Origin of the sequence: uncultured Nonlabens sp. (genome assembly GCF_947495285.1) — a bacterium.
GTDB lineage: Bacteria > Bacteroidota > Bacteroidia > Flavobacteriales > Flavobacteriaceae > Nonlabens.
Map to the genome: position 1 here is coordinate 32773 of NZ_CANLXZ010000018.1, position 14780 is coordinate 47552.

Below are 14780 nucleotides of genomic sequence, written 5' to 3' on the forward strand. Positions count from 1 at the left end.
CTATATAGTAACCTAGAAGGGTTTAAACAAAACCCTTCTAGTGGTTACTATGATTTTATCTGATATGAAAAAGTATATATTATTTGCACTAGGAATCCTTATGATTTCTTGTACAGAAAATGATATAGAAAAGGGATATGAACCTATTCTTGTATCTTTTCAAAAACCAAGTAATTTCCCTGATCTTGTTTATAATCTAGATGCAAATCCTTTAACTGAAGACGGTATAGCCTTAGGTAAAGCTCTTTTTTACGAAGGAGATTTATCTTCTAATGGGGCAATAGCTTGTGCTTTCTGTCACGAGCAGGCATCAGCTTTTACCCATCATGGGCATACTTTAAGTCATGGAGTAAATGGAAACATAGGATTTAGAAACGCACAACCTATTCAGAATTTAGGTTTTCAAAATGCATTTACATGGGATGGAGCTTCATCACATCTAGATTTACAGCCTATTACTAGTGACCTAGAAATGGGTGAGACTTTATCTAACGTCATAGGTAAATTACAGGCAGACCAAGGTTATAGAAACATGTTTAGTAAAGCATTTGAAGATGGAGAGATTACCTCTAGCCATCTATTACAAGCCTTATCTCAATTTATGGTGACTATGGTTTCTTCAAATTCAAAGTATGATAAAGTAGAACGCAATGAAGGAGCGGTCTACACAACTATAGAAGCTGATGGTTTTGCATCTTTTAACCAAAAATGTACAAGTTGCCATGCAGGTTCTTTGCAAACGGACCAAAGCTACCGCAATAACGGTCTAGCAGTAAACCCTAGATTAAATGATCTAGGAAGATATAACCTATTAGAAATACCTCAAGACCTATATAAATTTAAAGTGCCTAGTCTAAGAAACGTAGCAGTTACTTTTCCATATATGCATGATGGTCGTCTGTCAGACTTAGAATCTGTTCTGGATCACTATGCCTCAGGTATGGTAGATACTGGCACCATAGATCCATCACTAGTAAAAGCTGACGGTAGTCTAGGTATCGATTTAACAACTTATGAAAAAGAGAGCATCATTGCTTTTTTAGAAACATTAACGGATCAAGAATTTTTAAACGACGAGCGCTTTGCAGAATTTTAATAAAACTTTCATCACATTATCCATAGGACTATTATACTGCATATCTAGTTTTGCGGCTTGCCCACCGCATCTAGAAAAAACATTTTGTGACCTTTGCGGCTGTACTACCTCTAGTGGTAGTTCAGGTTTTGGAACACTTAATAACATAAGTTTTATAGGGCTGCGTTATATCCACCAGTCCTATGAATCACGAGATGGTATTTTTGTAAATTCACCTACCAGTAAAGAGAATTTTAATACCAATCAAATATGGAGTAAAGTACCGCTTTCTAAAAAATTCTCTATAAATGCGATTGTACCTTTTCAAGATTTATCAAGAAAACGTAATACCAGTTCTGAGCCTATAAGTGGACTAGGCGATGTGACCGTTATAGGCTGGTATCAACATGTATTTTATGAAAAGCCAGAAGGTTATAAAGTGATTTTTGAAAACAAAGTTCCCACGGGACATCAACTCAACTTTGGTTTAGGTGTAAAATTACCGACAGGAGAATTTGAAGAAGAACTCACAGATCGTATCAATCCTGGTTTTCAAGTAGGTACTGGTAGTGTCGATATTCTAGCATCAGTCTCTCATACCTATTCTAAAAATAAGTTAGGAATCAATACACTAGCCACCTATTATTTTAAAACAGAGAATAAAAACGAGTACCGATTTGGTAACCAGTTCAGTGTTTCTTCAAATGCGTATTATAATATACCGTTTACTAAATCTGCTTTGAGTCCATTCATAGACCTGTCAGCAGATGTTTATGACTCTATCGAGCAGTTTAATGAGCAACTCGTGGATACAGATGGTTATATTTTTAACGGCAGTATCGGTACTGAATATAAATTTGATCAATTTGTTTTAGGAGCTAGTTATACATTGCCTCTAGTTCAAGACCTTTTTGGTGGCGATGTAGAATCCCAAAATAAATTTTTACTGTACGCTAATTTTGTTTTGAACTAATTATAGAATATATAAAACTTAATCATAGACCTAATTATCAGTTCTGTGATTAAGCTTTTATGTTCATCTCGCTTTCGCGAAAGCGGAATTATAAAATTTAATTTTCAATAATTATCAACTTATTGTTTTTTGTATTACTGCTTTTTTCAAGTCTTGTAATTTCAGAATAACTTCTTTAATCAGAATTTACCAAAATTTCCACCAAAGCTTTTTATCAGCCTTATCTTTTGAAGGAGGATGAACATCGATAATGTGGTGATAATCTTCTTGAGAAATACTAATGAATTTATAGGGCAACACACCTGTATCGATCTCTGTTAAATTTCCTTCAAAATCGTAGATAAATGTTTTGTTACTTTCATTTACGATATAAACGTTATCACCATGTTCATCTTTGAGATTTGTATAGATCATTAACCACCCACTGTTTTTTAATTTAGAGAATTCATAAAGCTGTGAACTGTTGTAAAAGCCATAAACTTTAAAAGAAAACGCATCCAGACCCATAGGGTAATCTAGATAGTTCACAAAGTAATTGAACCGCTCAAAATCAGGTTGATTTTTGAATCTCAAAACAAATTTATCATATTCACCTTTCTTTCTATACAACTGTAAACCATGAGCATAACTCGTGTCTTTATATAGATCAACTAAATCATAAATAGCTTTTTCAAGTTTATTTTGATTTTTAGTTTGGATAATGATGTAGTTGGACATTGTTTTTATTCTAAAATTTTAAAGTACGATAATTTCTTATAATAAAAAACCGAATCAACTTTTGTTGATTCGGTTTTATATGAGCGTATTTAAGATTATTGGACTAGTTAACGTCTAATAATCTAAGACCCAGTTAATCTAAATATTCTTCCATAGGAGCACAAGTACACATTAAATTACGGTCTCCATAAGCATCGTCTGCACGACGCACGGTAGGCCAGAATTTATTGTCAGCAATGTAGTCTAGTGCATATGCAGCTTGTTTTCTAGTGTATGGGAGGTCCCAGTCGTCACTAGTTATCATTTGCAAGGTATGTGGACTGTTCTTAAGAACATTATTAGGCTGGTCTTTAGAACACTCTGCAATTTCTGCTCTTATAGAAATCATCGCGTCACAAAAACGATCCATTTCTTCTTTAGATTCAGACTCTGTAGGCTCAATCATCATAGTTCCATTTACTGGAAATGATACCGTAGGAGCATGGAACCCATAATCCATCAATCGTTTTGCGATATCTACCACTTCAATTCCGTTTTCCTTAAATGGACGACAGTCTATAATCATTTCATGAGCAGCACGACCTTTCTCTCCTGTAAAAAGACATTCATAACTACCTTTAAGACGTTCTTTAATATAATTTGCATTTATGATTGCATATTCTGTAGATCGTTTTAAACCTTCGGCACCTAGCATAGCTATGTAACCGTAGGAAATTAGGCAGGCTAGCGCGCTACCGTAAGGTGCAGCACTTATAGGTGTAATAGCCTGCTCGCCACCAGTTGAGATAATAGGGTTAGTAGGTAAAAAAGGAACAAGTTGTGGTGCTACACATATAGGTCCTACACCAGGTCCACCGCCACCATGTGGTATAGCAAACGTTTTGTGTAGATTAAGGTGACACACATCTGCACCGATGTTACCAGGATTAGTAAGGCCGACTTGTGCATTCATGTTAGCTCCATCCATATAAACCTGACCACCATTTTCATGGATAAGTCCTGTAATTTCTTTAATCGCACTTTCATAAACTCCATGAGTAGATGGATACGTAACCATCAGTGCGCTTAAGTTATCCTTATATTTATTTGCTTTTTCACGTAAATCATCGACATCGATGTTTCCGTTTTCTAGCGCTTTAGTTACAACTACCTTCATACCAGCCATTACTGCACTAGCAGGGTTAGTACCGTGTGCGCTAGATGGAATAAGACATATGTTTCTATGTTGATCTCCACGACTGTGGTGATAAGCACGTATAGCCATTAATCCAGCAAATTCTCCTTGCGCACCAGAATTAGGTTGTAAGGACGTCCCAGCAAAGCCCGTGCATTCATTTAACTGTATTTCTAACTTCTTCAACATTTCTTGATACCCTTGCGCCTGGTCTAGCGGTACAAATGGGTGAATGTTTCCCCATTGCGGATTTGAAAGTGGCAGCATTTCTGCTGCAGCGTTCAATTTCATCGTACAAGATCCTAATGCAATCATCGAGTGATTTAAAGCCAGATCTTTACGTTCTAATTTCTTAATATAACGCATCAACTCTGTTTCAGAATGGTAGGAGTTAAACACATCATAGGTCAAGAAATCTGTCTGGCGTCCTGTACCTAGGTGAGTTTTTTCTAATAATTCTGTGATAGGAGAGAAGTCTTTAGAAACCGCTTTTGCAAAAGCGGAAACAATATCATTCAAGTCTGCAAGAGATGTAGTTTCATTTAAAGAAACCTGAACCGTGTTTGCATCTGGATAATAGAAGTTGATTTCTAAATCAAGAGCTTCTTTTTTAACAGTTTCGGCATTTACTTTAAAACTTAAAGTATCAAAGAAGTTTACATTAGTCTGGTAAATACCTAGTTTTTCTACAGCGTCTGCTAGGGTTGTAGTTTGTGCATGTAATTTATTTGCAATAAATTTTAAACCACGTGGTCCGTGATACACACCGTACATACCAGCCATAACAGCTAGTAAAACCTGTGCGGTACAAATGTTAGAGGTCGCTTTATCTCTTTTAATGTGTTGCTCACGCGTTTGTAAAGCCATGCGCAGTGCACGTTTTCCATCTGTATCTTTAGTAACACCTATAATACGACCTGGAATTTGCCTTTTAAATTCTTCTCGAGTGGCAAAGTATGCTGCATGTGGTCCTCCATAACCTAATGGAATTCCAAAACGTTGTGTAGTCCCTACAACAACATCTGCACCCCAATGTCCAGGAGCTTCTAGTAAAACTAAGGACATGATGTCTGCTGCAACTGCTATACGTATATGGTTTTCTTGGCACTTTTTAGAAAAAGCAGTATAATCTACCACATTACCACTAGCACCAGGGTATTGTAAAAGAATACCGTAATATCCTCCATTTACATCTATCTCTTGTGGATTACCTTCTACTAACTCTATACCTAATGGTATAGCACGAGTTTTTAATAGTTCTTTAGTTTGTGGTAAAGCATCTTGATCTACAAAGAATTTTATAACATTTTCTTTTTTCTGAGCTCTTTCACGAACGGAATACAGTAGGGTCATAGCCTCTGCAGCAGCAGTAGACTCGTCTAGTAGAGAAGCATTTGCTAGTTCCATACCGGTTAAATCGGTGATCATGGTCTGGAAGTTTAATAGTGCTTCTAGACGTCCTTGGGCAATCTCTGCCTGATATGGAGTATAAGCGGTATACCATCCTGGATTTTCAAGAATGTTTCTTTGGATTACCGCTGGCGTTATAGGTGCATGGTAACCTAAACCTATATAAGATCTAAATTGCTTATTTTTATCACCCAGTTTTTTAATATGAGATAGAAATTCATACTCACTCATTGCAGGATCTAGCTGTAAATCTTGTTGTAGGCGTATGTTATCTGGGACGGTTTCATAAACTAGTTGGTCAATAGAGTCAACTCCTATTCTTTCTAGCATGGGTGCAAGGTCTGCCTTGCGTGGTCCGATATGTCTTAGGGCAAAACGATCTGTATTCATAGTACTTGTATGGTCTATTTAAGATAGTGCAAAAATAGTCGTTTAAGATATCTAAACTAACAAGGGTTAGCCCAGTTTTATAGGTATTTTTCAACCTTTTTAACCTAGTTATTAACTATGCGCTGTAAATTTGAACCATGAGGTTATTTAAAACCGTTTTAGATTTTTATATACGTAGTAGTTTACATGTAGCAATTTGCTTTGTAGCCTTGCTGTATGTGTTTCATTGCTACGGTTTTGTAAAATTGAGTAATGAATTTGCTTTGTTAGGTTTTTGCTTTATTATTACAGGATATAATTTTATTAAATATGCGACGCTCGTATATGAGAACAAGAGTTTTAAATATAAAAAGAGCATTTTTCTTATCTTTATAATTTGTGCACTAATAGGGGCTTATTTATTGCTTTTTGAAACTTTACAAGCTTACGTGGTATTGCTTATATCAGGTTTATTGTCCTTATTTTATGTATTACCGTTTTACCATAAAAAAAGTCTAAGATGGATGTCTATTATAAAAGTAGCTACTGTTGTGGTGGTATGGTGGCTGGTTATAATGGTGTTACCTGTTTATTCAGTGTATTCAGAAATTATGAATTTAAACGCTATGGGACAAATTAATTGGACAGCTTATCTCATAAAATCTATAGAGTTGTTTCTCTTTGTATTCAGTTTATTGATTCCGTTTGAGATACGAGATTTAAAATATGATGCTCCCAGTTTAAAAACGATACCACAATTAATAGGAATTAGAAAAACAAAATATTTGGGTATTGTATTGTTACTGGTTGCCTTTTTATTACATCACTTTTACTTCGTACACTATAATTTTCCTTATTATTTTATTCCCTTATTAATTTATGTGATAACCGCCATTGCAATATGGTTTTCAGATAAATTTAAAGCAGATTATTATGTGAGTTTCTTTGTAGAAGCTATACCAGTTTTATGGCTAGCTTTATACTGGGTGGTATAAAAAAAAGAGCTAAATAGCTCTTTTTTAATATTTGTAGATTTTACTTTTTTAAAAACTCTGCAATTCTTTTCTTAATAATATTTTTTTGTGAATCGGACATCGCGACCCATTTAAGTCTTTTAAGTTTACGCTGGAAGAATTCATTTTTCTTATGAAAAGACTTGCACCTTATGCAATGTCTTTGATGTAATTTATGACGGAAAGTTTCTTTAGAATTAAGATCTCCATATTGTTTTCTCGTACTTAAAATACTTGCCTCGTCGCAGTTTATAAAAAATCTACCCATCAAATTAGTTGTCTTTGTGCCATTTATTATTCATACATTCCATAAGCTGTACTCTGGCTCTATGAATAATTACCCATAGATTAGACGCTGTGATATCATGTTCCTTACATATAGTTTCAGTTTCTAAATTATCTACAGTTTTTTGAACAAATATAGTGGCATATCTCTCTGGTAAACAGGCGATACATTCTTCAAGCGCCTTCCCTAATTCTTGTTGTTCTATAGTGTCTTCTACATTTGGATTGCGCAAATCCTGAGCCTTTTCTTCCATCCAGTCACCTTCTTGCTCGCTGTTAGAAAGATAGCCCATACGTATTTCGGCTTTTCCTTTTTTAGAATTTATCTTGCGATAATAATCTATAATTTTACGTTTAAGAATAGAAATTAACCAAGTTCTTTCTGTAGAGTTTCCTTTAAATCTATGCGCGCTTTTTAAACCTGCTAGAAAAGTTTCAGATACCAGATCTTGTGCCATTATAGGGTCATTAACCCTACTTATGGTAAAATTAAAGAGGTAGTCACCATAACGGTCCACCCATTTTTCTGGTATTAATTTAACTTCTGGCATTTTAGTAAACTGTTTTAACTTATTAGACCAGCCCTCTTTAAAAGAGCATCTATTTTAGGCTCGCTTCCGCGGAAACGAGTATATAATAACATAGGATCTTCTGTACCACCTTTAGAAAGAACATGATCTCTAAATTTCTTAGCAGTCGTGCGATCGAAGATTCCGTTTTCTTTAAACATTTCAAAAGCATCTGCATCTAGAACTTCGGCCCATTTATAGCTGTAGTATCCTGCGCTGTAACCACCCTGGAAAATGTGTCCAAAAGAAGTACTCATACAACTACTTGCTACATCTGGATAAAGATCTGTCTGGTCAAATGTTTTTCTCTCATGAGCTTTTACATCTGTAATACCAGTTGGGTCTATACCATGCCAGTTCATATCTAACATCCCAAAGGAAAGCTGTCTTAAAGTCTGCAATCCTTCTTGAAAATTAGCCGCTGCTTTTATTTTTTCTACATACTCAAGAGGTATTACCTCGTCAGTTTCATAATGTCTCGCAAATAGCTCTAATGCTTCTTTTTCATAACACCAGTTTTCTAGTACCTGACTAGGCAACTCTACAAAATCCCAGAATACAGAAGTACCTGATAGACTTTGATATTTAGTATCAGCTAGCATACCGTGTAGCGCATGACCAAATTCATGAAACAAAGTCGTTACTTCATTAAAAGTAAGTAAAGAGGGCTTTGTAGCAGTAGGTTTTGTAAAATTGCACACGTTAGAAACATGTGGTCTCACGTTGTTTCCATTTGCATCATGCCACTGTCCTTTAAAAGAAGTCATCCAGGCTCCATTGCGTTTTCCTTTACGTGGAAAAAAGTCTGCATAGAAAATAGAATTTAAACTAGCATCCTCATTTTTTACTACATAAGTAAGTACATCGGGATGGTACTTTTCTATTTCTTGAGTCTCTTCAAAACTTAAACCATATAGACGGCTAGCTATCTCAAAGACTCCATTAATGACATTTTCTAATTTAAAGTATGGTTTTAACAACTCGTCATCTAGACTAAATAGACGTTGCTTTAATTTTTCTGAATAATAAGCTGCATCCCATTTTTCTAACTTAGTTAACGGTTCAGAAATTTCTGACTGATTAGAAATAGAGATCGCAAAGTTAGTCAACTCATCAAAATCTTGTTGAGCAGCTGGTTTTGCTTTTTCAAGAATCTCTTGCGAGAACTGGATAACAGTCTCTGGTGTTTTTGCCATGCGTTCTTCTAGTACAAAGTGTGCATGCGTTTCATAACCTAATAATTGTGCACGCTCATATCTTAAACGTACTATATTTAGTACGTTTTCCTGATTATCATGGTCATCTTTATAAGCTTTTTTACCAAAAGCTCTTGACATCTCCTCACGCAATTTCCTGTCATCTACATAAGTCATGAATGGAATGTAACTAGGATAGTCCAGTGTAAAGACGTATCCCGTTTTATCTTTAGCTTTTGCAGTTTCTGCAGCCGCTTCTTTTGCACTTTCTGGTAGACCTGCAAGTCTAGAATCGTCTTCCAGGTGCATTTCAAAAGCATTAGTTGCTGCAAGTACATTCTCACCAAATGCAAGAGTCAACTTTGAAAGCTCGCTATCTATTTCTCTTAAACGTATTTTCTTATCGTCGGTTAGGTTTGCACCATTACGAGAAAAACGCTTGTACTGTTTATCTAGAAGTGTTTTTTGTTCTTCAGTTAAATCTAGATCATTTTTTTGATCATAAACTGCTTTTACACGCTTAAAAAGATCTAAGTTTAAGGTCACATCATTCCCAAATTCAGATAACTGCGGGCTCACCTCACGAGCGATGCGTTGTATTTCGTCATTAGTTTCTGCACTATTGAGATTAAAAAAGATGCTAGATATACGTCCTAGGGTCTCTCCAGAAGAATCTAGCGCTTCTATTGTGTTCTCAAAAGAAGGTGCTGCTGTATTCTCGGTGATAGAATTTATTTCCTTTTTTGCTATTTGTATCGCTTTCGCGAAAGCGGACTCATAATCAGACTCCTTGATCAATGAAAAAGGCGCTGTGTTATGAAAAGTATGAAACTCTTGTAATAAAGGATTGTTATCTGTGTTCATATAAATGTAAAAGTAAGGGTCAGAAAGAAGAAAGTCATTACTATTTTGTTAAACTTTACCTCCTGAAGGTTAAACAAAGTAGTTAAACGAAAAAATAGCCATATCCAAAAAGGCTCACCATAAGAACACCATGAATGATGCCTAGGTAGTTGTGATCTTTTTGTGTGTACTGCCTGTTTATGATGACTGCCATCAAGAAATTAATACCACCTGCGGTTAAGAAATGCCACTGGACAGAGTGTCTCAACATCATCTCATAACCGAACCATACTGCGGTTAAAGCAATAATAAAGATAGAGGCTATTTGAAAAGCTCTAGACATTTTCACGCATTTGTGCAGCTGCCTTATTTACTTTTTCTTTAAGTCCTTCTTTATAATTAATAATGCGTTCACGTATGTCTTCTTGCGTGGCACCTAAAATTTGTGCAGCGAGAATACCAGCGTTTTTTGCGCCATTAAGAGCAACAGTTGCTACAGGTACACCACCTGGCATTTGTAAAATAGAAAGAACACTATCCCAGCCATCTATAGAATTGCTAGATTTAACGGGCACTCCTATTACAGGTAATGGAGATAAACTGGCTACCATGCCTGGTAGGTGTGCAGCACCACCAGCACCAGCAATAATAACCGCGATACCGTTTTCATGCGCTGTTTTACCGAATTCAAACATTTTCTCTGGTGTGCGATGGGCGCTTACCACATCTACTTGAATTTCTATTTCTAGTTCTTTAAGAACATCTATGGCGTCTTGCATCACTGGTAGGTCGCTCGTAGACCCCATGATAATAGCTACTTTTTTATTCATGAGGTAAATTTACAAATATGAGGTCAGTTTTTTAAAATGAAATTGTGATATTATTGACACAATACTTAACAATATTGCAACAACTGTAAGCGTTTTTAGTACGTAATTTTACCATATCTAAAAATAAGACAGATGATTAAACATATTTTAATAGCCGTTATGGCAATAGGTTTTGTCTCTTGTGGTAACAATACCTCAAAAGAGATCGCAATGAATTCTTCTCATGATCACATGCAACAAGAAAAGGTGTATGAGGTAAAGAAGTCTAATGCAGAGTGGAAAGAAGTTCTAACAGCATCTCAATACAATGTGTTGAGAGAAGCTGGAACAGAGCGTCCACACACGAGTCCTTTAAATAAACAATATGCTCCAGGTACACTAGTATGTGGTGCATGTCATGCACCAGTTTATGATAACGCACATAAATTTGACTCAGGTACTGGATGGCCTAGTTATGATAGAGCGATAGAAGGACAGGTAGAGCGCGATACCGATTATAAAATAGGATATGCTCGTACAGAATTGAAATGTAATACTTGCGGTTCTCATCTAGGTCATGAATTTAGCGATGGTCCTAGAAAAACTACTGGTAAACGCCACTGTATAAATGGTGTGGCTTTAGATTTTATACCACAAGGTCAGGAATTGCCTCCGTTGAGAAAATAAACATATAAGTTGCGTAAGATTTGAATAGAGCTCTGGACTAACTAGTCGAGAGCTTTTTCTTTATCGCTATGGCAATAATGAGATTAATTCAAGAACTTTAAATCATGACAGAACAAGAATATAAAGATAAACTGACTCCAGAGCAATATCACGTGTTAAGAGAGAAGGGAACAGAAAGACCATTTACTGGAGAATATAATACGCACTATGACAGCGGTGTGTACAGTTGTGCGGCTTGTGGTAACGAATTATATAAATCAGATCAAAAATTTGATTCAGGTTGCGGCTGGCCTTCCTTTGATGATGAGGTAGAAGGTGCAATTGAGCGTAAACGAGATACCACTCACGGTATGATACGTACCGAGATTATGTGTTCTAATTGCGGTAGCCACTTAGGTCATGTTTTTAACGATGGTCCTACAGCAACAGGAATAAGGCACTGTGTGAATAGTTTAAGTCTAGATTTTAAAGCAGAGTAGGTTTTAATCTTGTCATTACGCACTTGATGCGGACTCTGCTTTTATATTTCCCGATTTGTAATGTAACTCCTTTACAGATGTGTAAATACTATGAGCTTTATTACTTATTAAACTTCTTTACATAAATACATAGTCAATGCGAGACTCTAGCTCGAGATTGTATTTTCTTTTGTTATTCAAAATTAGTAATGATTTCAACTTCCTTTGAGTCATTTATATTCTGTTGCCCTGGCGGCGGTGGCGGTAAAGCAGGTAGAATTTCTTCAACAAAATGTAAATTAAATGTGGATATTTCTTTTAAAAAGTTTAATTGTTTAATGTTGAGTGCTTTAAGAGGTTGGTTGAATTTGTTCTCACTGAGTAATTCTGCATATCTTATATATGCCGTAATCATAAAACGTAGAAATTCATCTACGACTTCTTGATTTACATTATTATCTTGAATGATGGAGAGGTAGCAGTCTTTTCTACCAAAAGCATTTAAATAATTAGTAATATCCAATTTTTTTAAATCTTCTTTAGATAATAATTGTCCATCTAATACTATCTGATTTTGATTAGTAAATATGGCTGTAACTCCAAATCCTCTATTGCAAGTAGGCCTGTTGTTACAATACCCCATTGCTAATGAACTAATCATACCATTTTTAGTGATTGAATTAAATTTTAAATAATCGATACAATCTGTGTTTAGCGATTTCTTTAATGCAGTTTTAATTTCTTTGTTATCATATTCTTTTATCTTTAAAGTGGGAACTTCATCGTTATTCCTCAACAAGTAAGCTCGGTAATCAAATTTTTCAGACTCCTCAATAGAAGTTTTTGTATCTGTTTTGCAAGATGTTAAAATCAGTACACATAAGAATAAAAAGGGTGGTAGATTTTTCATGAATTATAGGTTATCAATCTTTGTGCCTTTTATTGAATTCTTTTTTGAAATAGCTCTACAGCGTTGTAGCAAGTAAATAAATTCAATTTTTTATATGATCTAGTAGTACGTCTGTGCTGGTTATTAATTACTTAAGTAAATTTTCTGTGATAATATTGTTATATAAATGTATCATATTTGGTCAAATTATAAAAAAGGGTCACTTATGAAAAAAATTACTTTATTACTTACTTATTTATTTGCCATAGCACTTGCGCAAGCACAATGTTCACAACCTGCGAGCAATTTTGGTAACAATACCGTTCCTAATTATGATGTGTCTGGAGATATAGATGTTGTTCTTAATGCAAATAATACGGTATCAGTGAATCTAGGAAATAATTTCTCTACAGCGGCTGGACCAGATGTTAGAATATTTTTAGTAGATCGTGGTTCATTAACAGACAGCCAGTTAACGGTACCTAATAACTTCTTGAACAGCCCTAGAATAGAAATAGGTCTGGTTTCTAGTTTTTCTGGTGCTTCTATTTATACAGCAGCTTTACCTAATAATGTCAGTATTGCAGACTATCAAACTGTGTTTTTCTACTGTTTACAGTTTAATCAATTTTGGGATTTTGGAACATTTACTGCGATAGACAGCTCTAACTGTACCTTATCTAACGAATTAATTGAAAAAACAGAGTTTTCTATCGCACCTAATCCTGCGGTAAACGATCTTACTATAAAAAGCAATACTGCAGCGGCTATTCATTCGGTTTCTATTTATAATATACTGGGTAAAGAAGTGTATTCTAGAAAAGGAAATGTGGAAGAAAGAATTTCCATTAAAGATTTACAAGACGGTGCTTACTTTATGAGGATAACAGATGAAGAGAATGCTGTCTCAACTATTAAATTGCTCAAAAAGAGTTGATAAATAGTGTAGGTTATACTAAAACGAAAAAAGCGATACTTGTATGGGTATCGCTTTTTGTATTTAATGAGATAAACCTGTTAAGAATTCCATTCTGGTAAATCTTCCATCCAGACTTTTAATTTTGTTTTCTTTTGAATAGTTCTCATGTGATTTGCCTCTTCTTTAGAGACTAAAGAAATTGCGGTTCCAGCATTTTCGGCACGACCAGTTCTACCTATACGGTGTATGTAATCTTTGGGAGAGCGAGGCAATTCATAATTAATTACATAAGGTAAGAATTCAATATCTATACCACGAGAAAGCAAATCTGTAGTAACGAGACATCGCACGCCAGTTTCTGCATGGTTTTTAAAAGCTTCTAGATTTGCATTACGCACACCTTGCGTTTTTTTACCGTGTATTGCTTTGGATTTTATTCCATTAACGTTAAGCTTATCATTTACATGATCTACTTGATAGGTGGAAGAACAAAAGATCAACACTTGTTGCATATCATGCTCTTCAATAAGATGTCTTAAAAGAACGCCTCTTTTTTCTTGAGTAACGCGGTAACCTAATTGTTTAATAAGAGAATAATCTTGCTCTTCTTCTTCAATTTCTATGACTACAGGATCAGTTAATAATCCCTGTTGGATATTTTTTACCTCACGACTTAAGGTAGCCGAAAATAATAAGTTTTGTTTCTTTTTAGGTAAATGATAAAGAACTGCATCCATCTCTTCTTTAAAACCTAGAGAGAGCATTTTATCTGCCTCATCCAGTACAAGAATCTTACACTCTTTAAGGACTACAGCGTTAGCCTCTACCAGCTCAATAAGTCGTCCTGGTGTAGCGACCAGCACGTCTACTGTATTCATCTTCATCATTTGAGGATTAATACTCACACCACCATAAACAGGCATTGTGATAAGCGGTAGGTCCAGTGCCTTAGAAAAAGTTTTAATCACCTCACTCACTTGTACAGCAAGTTCTCGAGTAGGTACCATTACAAGACCACTTATGAATCTGTTTTTAGATTCAATACCTTTTAAATTTTGAAGAAGTGGCAACGCATAACTAGCTGTTTTACCAGAACCAGTTTTTGCAATACCCAGCACATCTTTTCCTTCTAGAATTACAGGAATAGCCTGTTCTTGAATAGGAGTAGGCTGTGTTAAATTCTGATCGTTAAGGGATTTTATAAGTGCAGGATCGAGTCCTAATTTTTCAAATGACATATAGGTTTTTTACAAGCTACAAAGGTAAACGATTTTCAATGCTTTTGTTATTCCTTTTCTGTCTCGTTTTCTCTTATCGCCGTGATGTGTAATTCTACACGAGGTCATAAAATCATTCCTAACAGATGTTCTAAATTTACTACCAGCTCTTATTTT

The 14780-nt window shown here is 35.3% G+C and carries 15 protein-coding genes; 6 read left to right on the plus strand and 9 right to left on the minus strand.

Features of this window, described 5'->3' with window-relative positions:
* Window positions 1-64 precede the first annotated feature (64 nt).
* Window positions 65-1096 carry a cytochrome c peroxidase gene (locus Q0838_RS09010; RefSeq protein ID WP_298953786.1) on the plus strand — a complete coding sequence of 344 codons (1032 nt, stop codon included), beginning with the start codon at window positions 65-67 and terminating at the stop codon, window positions 1094-1096.
* On the plus strand, window positions 1083-2048 hold the full coding sequence (locus Q0838_RS09015; protein ID WP_298953788.1) for a hypothetical protein: 966 nt from the start codon (window positions 1083-1085) through the stop codon (window positions 2046-2048). The genes Q0838_RS09010 and Q0838_RS09015 overlap by 14 nt, the downstream gene beginning before the upstream one ends.
* Before the next feature lie 186 nt (window positions 2049-2234).
* On the opposite strand, the gene Q0838_RS09020 is transcribed toward Q0838_RS09015, so the two are convergent.
* Together Q0838_RS09020 and gcvP are read right to left on the minus strand one after the other, a co-directional pair.
* The gene (locus tag Q0838_RS09020; protein ID WP_298953790.1) at window positions 2235-2765 is read right to left on the minus strand and encodes a hypothetical protein; all 531 of its coding nucleotides are present in this window, start codon (window positions 2763-2765) and stop codon (window positions 2235-2237) included.
* A 133-nt stretch (window positions 2766-2898) separates the two neighbouring features.
* On the minus strand, window positions 2899-5739 hold the full coding sequence (gcvP, locus tag Q0838_RS09025; protein ID WP_298953791.1) for an aminomethyl-transferring glycine dehydrogenase: 2841 nt from the start codon (window positions 5737-5739) through the stop codon (window positions 2899-2901).
* A 137-nt stretch (window positions 5740-5876) separates the two neighbouring features.
* Between gcvP and Q0838_RS09030 the strand changes: the two genes are divergently transcribed.
* The gene (locus tag Q0838_RS09030) at window positions 5877-6713 is read left to right on the plus strand and encodes a hypothetical protein (RefSeq protein ID WP_298953793.1); all 837 of its coding nucleotides are present in this window, start codon (window positions 5877-5879) and stop codon (window positions 6711-6713) included.
* Between the two features lie 40 nt (window positions 6714-6753).
* Here the strand turns inward: Q0838_RS09030 and Q0838_RS09035 are convergent, their stop codons facing one another.
* The 5 genes from Q0838_RS09035 to purE all read right to left on the minus strand — a co-directional run bounded on the left by Q0838_RS09035 (window position 6754) and on the right by purE (window position 10454).
* Window positions 6754-6999 (minus strand): hypothetical protein, encoded by a 246-nt coding sequence (locus Q0838_RS09035; RefSeq protein ID WP_298953795.1) that lies wholly within the window; start codon window positions 6997-6999, stop codon window positions 6754-6756.
* A 4-nt stretch (window positions 7000-7003) separates the two neighbouring features.
* On the minus strand, window positions 7004-7567 hold the full coding sequence (locus Q0838_RS09040) for a sigma-70 family RNA polymerase sigma factor (RefSeq protein ID WP_298953797.1): 564 nt from the start codon (window positions 7565-7567) through the stop codon (window positions 7004-7006).
* Window positions 7568-7581: 14 nt separating this feature from the next.
* Window positions 7582-9645, minus strand: coding sequence for a M3 family metallopeptidase (locus Q0838_RS09045; RefSeq protein WP_298953799.1), 2064 nt, complete (start codon window positions 9643-9645; stop codon window positions 7582-7584).
* An 82-nt stretch (window positions 9646-9727) separates the two neighbouring features.
* Window positions 9728-9967 carry a hypothetical protein gene (locus Q0838_RS09050; RefSeq protein ID WP_298953802.1) on the minus strand — a complete coding sequence of 80 codons (240 nt, stop codon included), beginning with the start codon at window positions 9965-9967 and terminating at the stop codon, window positions 9728-9730.
* Window positions 9960-10454 carry a 5-(carboxyamino)imidazole ribonucleotide mutase gene (gene purE / locus Q0838_RS09055; protein WP_298953805.1) on the minus strand — a complete coding sequence of 165 codons (495 nt, stop codon included), beginning with the start codon at window positions 10452-10454 and terminating at the stop codon, window positions 9960-9962. Before purE ends, Q0838_RS09050 begins: the two co-directional genes overlap by 8 nt.
* 132 nt (window positions 10455-10586) lie before the next feature.
* Here purE and msrB (Q0838_RS09060) point away from each other — a divergent pair, with 132 nt between their 5' ends.
* Both msrB (Q0838_RS09060) and msrB (Q0838_RS09065) read left to right on the plus strand, forming a co-directional pair.
* A complete protein-coding gene (gene msrB, locus Q0838_RS09060) occupies window positions 10587-11120 on the plus strand; it encodes a peptide-methionine (R)-S-oxide reductase MsrB (protein ID WP_298953807.1) in 534 nt (177 codons plus the stop codon).
* A 104-nt stretch (window positions 11121-11224) separates the two neighbouring features.
* Window positions 11225-11599, plus strand: coding sequence for a peptide-methionine (R)-S-oxide reductase MsrB (gene msrB / locus Q0838_RS09065; RefSeq protein WP_298953809.1), 375 nt, complete (start codon window positions 11225-11227; stop codon window positions 11597-11599).
* 172 nt (window positions 11600-11771) lie between these two features.
* Here msrB (Q0838_RS09065) and Q0838_RS09070 read toward each other — a convergent pair whose 3' ends face one another.
* Window positions 11772-12488, minus strand: a complete 717-nt coding sequence (locus Q0838_RS09070) for a hypothetical protein (protein ID WP_298953811.1) — start codon at window positions 12486-12488, stop codon at window positions 11772-11774.
* Window positions 12489-12693: 205 nt separating this feature from the next.
* Between Q0838_RS09070 and Q0838_RS09075 the strand changes: the two genes are divergently transcribed.
* On the plus strand, window positions 12694-13404 hold the full coding sequence (locus Q0838_RS09075) for a DM13 domain-containing protein (protein ID WP_298953813.1): 711 nt from the start codon (window positions 12694-12696) through the stop codon (window positions 13402-13404).
* An 80-nt stretch (window positions 13405-13484) separates the two neighbouring features.
* On the opposite strand, the gene Q0838_RS09080 is transcribed toward Q0838_RS09075, so the two are convergent.
* Window positions 13485-14624 carry a DEAD/DEAH box helicase gene (locus Q0838_RS09080; protein WP_298953815.1) on the minus strand — a complete coding sequence of 380 codons (1140 nt, stop codon included), beginning with the start codon at window positions 14622-14624 and terminating at the stop codon, window positions 13485-13487.
* Window positions 14625-14780: the final 156 nt, after the last annotated feature.

What these genes read in the sequence shown, in the direction of transcription:
- Q0838_RS09010 (WP_298953786.1), top strand. Translation starts at nt 65, where the DNA reads ATGAAAAAGTATATATTATTTGCACTAGGAATCCTTATGATTTCTTGT.
- Q0838_RS09070 (WP_298953811.1), bottom strand. Translation starts at nt 12,488, where the DNA reads ATGAAAAATCTACCACCCTTTTTATTCTTATGTGTACTGATTTTAACA.
- Q0838_RS09045 (WP_298953799.1), bottom strand. Translation starts at nt 9,645, where the DNA reads ATGAACACAGATAACAATCCTTTATTACAAGAGTTTCATACTTTTCAT.
- purE (WP_298953805.1), bottom strand. Translation starts at nt 10,454, where the DNA reads ATGAATAAAAAAGTAGCTATTATCATGGGGTCTACGAGCGACCTACCA.
- Q0838_RS09050 (WP_298953802.1), bottom strand. Translation starts at nt 9,967, where the DNA reads ATGTCTAGAGCTTTTCAAATAGCCTCTATCTTTATTATTGCTTTAACC.
- msrB (WP_298953807.1), top strand. Translation starts at nt 10,587, where the DNA reads ATGATTAAACATATTTTAATAGCCGTTATGGCAATAGGTTTTGTCTCT.
- Q0838_RS09080 (WP_298953815.1), bottom strand. Translation starts at nt 14,624, where the DNA reads ATGTCATTTGAAAAATTAGGACTCGATCCTGCACTTATAAAATCCCTT.
- gcvP (WP_298953791.1), bottom strand. Translation starts at nt 5,739, where the DNA reads ATGAATACAGATCGTTTTGCCCTAAGACATATCGGACCACGCAAGGCA.
- Q0838_RS09035 (WP_298953795.1), bottom strand. Translation starts at nt 6,999, where the DNA reads ATGGGTAGATTTTTTATAAACTGCGACGAGGCAAGTATTTTAAGTACG.
- msrB (WP_298953809.1), top strand. Translation starts at nt 11,225, where the DNA reads ATGACAGAACAAGAATATAAAGATAAACTGACTCCAGAGCAATATCAC.
- Q0838_RS09075 (WP_298953813.1), top strand. Translation starts at nt 12,694, where the DNA reads ATGAAAAAAATTACTTTATTACTTACTTATTTATTTGCCATAGCACTT.
- Q0838_RS09020 (WP_298953790.1), bottom strand. Translation starts at nt 2,765, where the DNA reads ATGTCCAACTACATCATTATCCAAACTAAAAATCAAAATAAACTTGAA.
- Q0838_RS09040 (WP_298953797.1), bottom strand. Translation starts at nt 7,567, where the DNA reads ATGCCAGAAGTTAAATTAATACCAGAAAAATGGGTGGACCGTTATGGT.
- Q0838_RS09030 (WP_298953793.1), top strand. Translation starts at nt 5,877, where the DNA reads ATGAGGTTATTTAAAACCGTTTTAGATTTTTATATACGTAGTAGTTTA.